The following is a 2,975-nucleotide window of genomic DNA, read 5'->3' on the forward strand; positions in this document are numbered from 1 at the left end:
TGGGCTTGTTGCCGACTGCTCCCGGGCGACTGGATTTTTCGGTATCCTTGCCGCCACCGCGACCAAACAGGCTGGCAAACAGGTTGCCGCCACCTGAGGAATTGTCGTTGCTCGCAGATGCGCGTGTCGGCTCACCGGGGGCTGTCAGACTTTGATCCCGCGTGCTGGGGCTGTTCGAGCGCGAATTCGAGGCCACGATTGTCGGTCTGGTAGATCCCTTCTTGCCGGATTTGGACTCAGCCAGGGCGAGTTTGTAACCACCCATGGGCTTGCCGTCGGAAGGAATGTGCAAGGTCTTGCCGTTCGGGAAAACCTTGGCAAGCTGTGAACGGCTCATCTTCGGCCAGTGGCGAACACGGCCAGTATCCATATGCACGAAGGGGGAGCCGGATCGCGGATAATAGCCGACGCCACCAACCTCTTTGCGTAGGCCCGTGGCGCGCAATTTGGAAAGGTTGACGCCCGGAATATAAAAATCCATGGCCTTGCCAAGCGTGTGCTGGCTGTTTTTCGCGACGCCTCTTGAGCGCTTGCGCAACATGTTGTTGGTGGCAGGAGAGCGGTAGCTGGATACGACGTAGATGTAATCTCTTGCGCCGACCTTCTTATAAACTTCCCAGACCAGATCGAGAAGTTCGGGATCCATCTTGATGATTTCGTTGCGTCGCCAGTCCCGCAAAAAGCGATTGGCTTCGCGCAGACCGCCGGGAACGTAGCGCCCGTTCTTCTTGAAGGTGATCGACACACGTTCTTTGGTGTGTGTGTTGTAGAGCTTCAGTGTCCTGGTTTCCGCCTGCGCGGTTGCAGCCGTAAAGACACATGCGAGCGCCATTGCGCCGGCCGCTTTTGCAGCGCGCTTCAGCCAAGCGACGGCGTCGTAGTCAACTAACCGGTTACGCAATCTCTATCTCGCCGTTTTTTGAAGGCTTTCGCCCATCCCATGCTCCCCAGCAGGAGATATATCCTAACCGCTGCAAGTTAAGAAGTTTTTACCTTAATTTCGCTTGTGCGAAAATCGTGGCGGAAATGCAACGGCACATGCGAATTCAGGGTAAAACCTTCACGCGAAGCTGGATAACGGCAGAATGCGACAAAAAATCGTCCAATTTTGAACTGTGAGACGAATTGTCGGGAAAAAGGGCCGAAAAACAGGCTGAAAGCGGCCGCTTATGCGGCTGCATCCTTGTTGCCTTCTTCCAGACCGTATTCCTTCAGCTTGCGATAAAGCGTGGACCGGCCGATCCCGAGACGTCTGGCAACTTCAGTCATACGTCCTGAATAATGGTTGATAGCCGTGCGGATCAGCTCTTCCTCAATATCTGCGAGTTTGCGCACATGGCCTTCCTGATCGAGGTTGCGCATGAAGCCAAATGGGGCAGCGAGTTCAAAGCCGGATTGTGCCACCGGTTGGGCAAGATGTTCCGAAGGCCTGGTTTCGACCGCGGTCGGTGCGGGCGTGGAAACTGCGGGAGCCGACGCGGATGTGAACGTTGAGGATGACGAATGGCCCGTCACCGGCTGGTCGGCGGTCTGATCCACAGCGGCTGCGATCTGCGGGAAATCATGCACCGTCAGTTGCGGGCCGTCACAAAGAACGACAGCCCGGAAGACGGCATTTTCCAGTTGGCGGATGTTCCCGGGCCAGTGGTAGGCCTGCAACATGTCCACTGCATCCACGCTGACACCTGCGACCTGAGGTTTGCCTTCTTCCGCGGCAAAACGTGCCAGGAAGTGGCGCGTCAGAGCCGGTATATCTTCCCGGCGGTCCCTCAATGGCGGGATCCAGATCGGGAAAACATTCAAACGGTAATAAAGATCTTCCCGGAATACGCCTTCCTTCACCTGGTCAATCAAGCGTCGGTTGGTCGCGGATATCAGCCGGAAATCCACCTTGACCGGGCGCCGGGCACCGATCGGATCAATTTCGTTTTCCTGAATGGCGCGCAGCAGCTTGACCTGCACTTCCTGCGGCAATTCGCCAACCTCATCAAGGAACAACGTGCCGCCATGGGCTTCCTGGAACTTGCCGGTATGTTTGTCGACAGCCCCGGTAAAGGCACCCTTTTCGTGTCCGAACAGGATGGATTCCACGAGATTGTCCGGGATGGCACCGCAATTGACGGTTACCAGCGGCTTCGATTTGCGGTCGCTCGATCCCTGAATGGCGCTTGCGATCATTTCCTTGCCAACACCGCTTTCGCCTTCGATCAGGATCGGAATATTGGAAGCAGCGGCCCGCTTGCCGAGATTGATCACACGCTCCATGGCGGCCGAATGCGTGATGATGTCGGTGAAGGTCAGTGTGCCGGAGGCTTTGCTGCGGAATCTCGTAATCTCGTCTTCCAGAGCGGACGTTTTCAGAAGATTTCGGATCGATACGTTCAGTCTTTCCGGGGCGACCGGCTTGACCACGAAGTCCTGAGCGCCGGCATTCATGACATTCACGACCGTGTCGATGCCGCCATGCGCGGTTTGCACGATGACCGGAGTGGCATTCTTGTCGCTACGGAGCCGTTCCAGAACACCGAGACCGTCCAGCTCGGGCATGACCATGTCGAGAATGATCAGGTCAATCTCGCTGGATTCCGGTCCACTCATGACGCGGACGGCTTCCGCACCGTTTTCAGCGGTCTTGGACCGGTAGCCGAATTTTTTGACAGCCTCCTGAAGCAGCCTGCGCTGAATAGGGTCGTCGTCAACAATGAGAATTTTACCGCTGATTGCTTGCATGGATTGATTCAGTTTGTCCGGATTTGTCTCGTTTCGAACCATTCTGGTCTGAATTGGGTAAATAAATCGTCCATATATTCGGTTGAATTTCTTAAAAATGCAGTTTTTAATGGAGTTGGAGACTTCACTCGATTGTCGAAACAGGATGTGAAAACCGGAATTTTGCTCTTCTTGCTTCGATGTCTGCTCAAACGCGACTTTGGGGGTGAGCCATGTCTGACTACGGTGCAAAGGATCTGAAGGAA

At 55.2% G+C, this 2,975-nt stretch carries 2 protein-coding genes; both read right to left on the bottom strand.

Annotated features, from left to right (window positions below):
• A partial coding sequence (locus K5905_RS30830) for a DUF882 domain-containing protein (protein ID WP_297591543.1) occupies positions 1 to 832 on the bottom strand: 832 nt, incomplete at its 3' end.
• 335 nt (positions 833 to 1,167) lie between these two features.
• Positions 1,168 to 2,730 carry a sigma-54 dependent transcriptional regulator gene (locus tag K5905_RS30835; protein ID WP_297591542.1) on the bottom strand — a complete coding sequence of 521 codons (1,563 nt, stop codon included), beginning with the start codon at positions 2,728 to 2,730 and terminating at the stop codon, positions 1,168 to 1,170.
• Between the last annotated feature and the right edge of the window lie 245 nt (positions 2,731 to 2,975).

The sequence above is a fragment of the Roseibium sp. genome, assembly GCF_025698965.1.
Lineage (GTDB): Bacteria > Pseudomonadota > Alphaproteobacteria > Rhizobiales > Stappiaceae > Roseibium.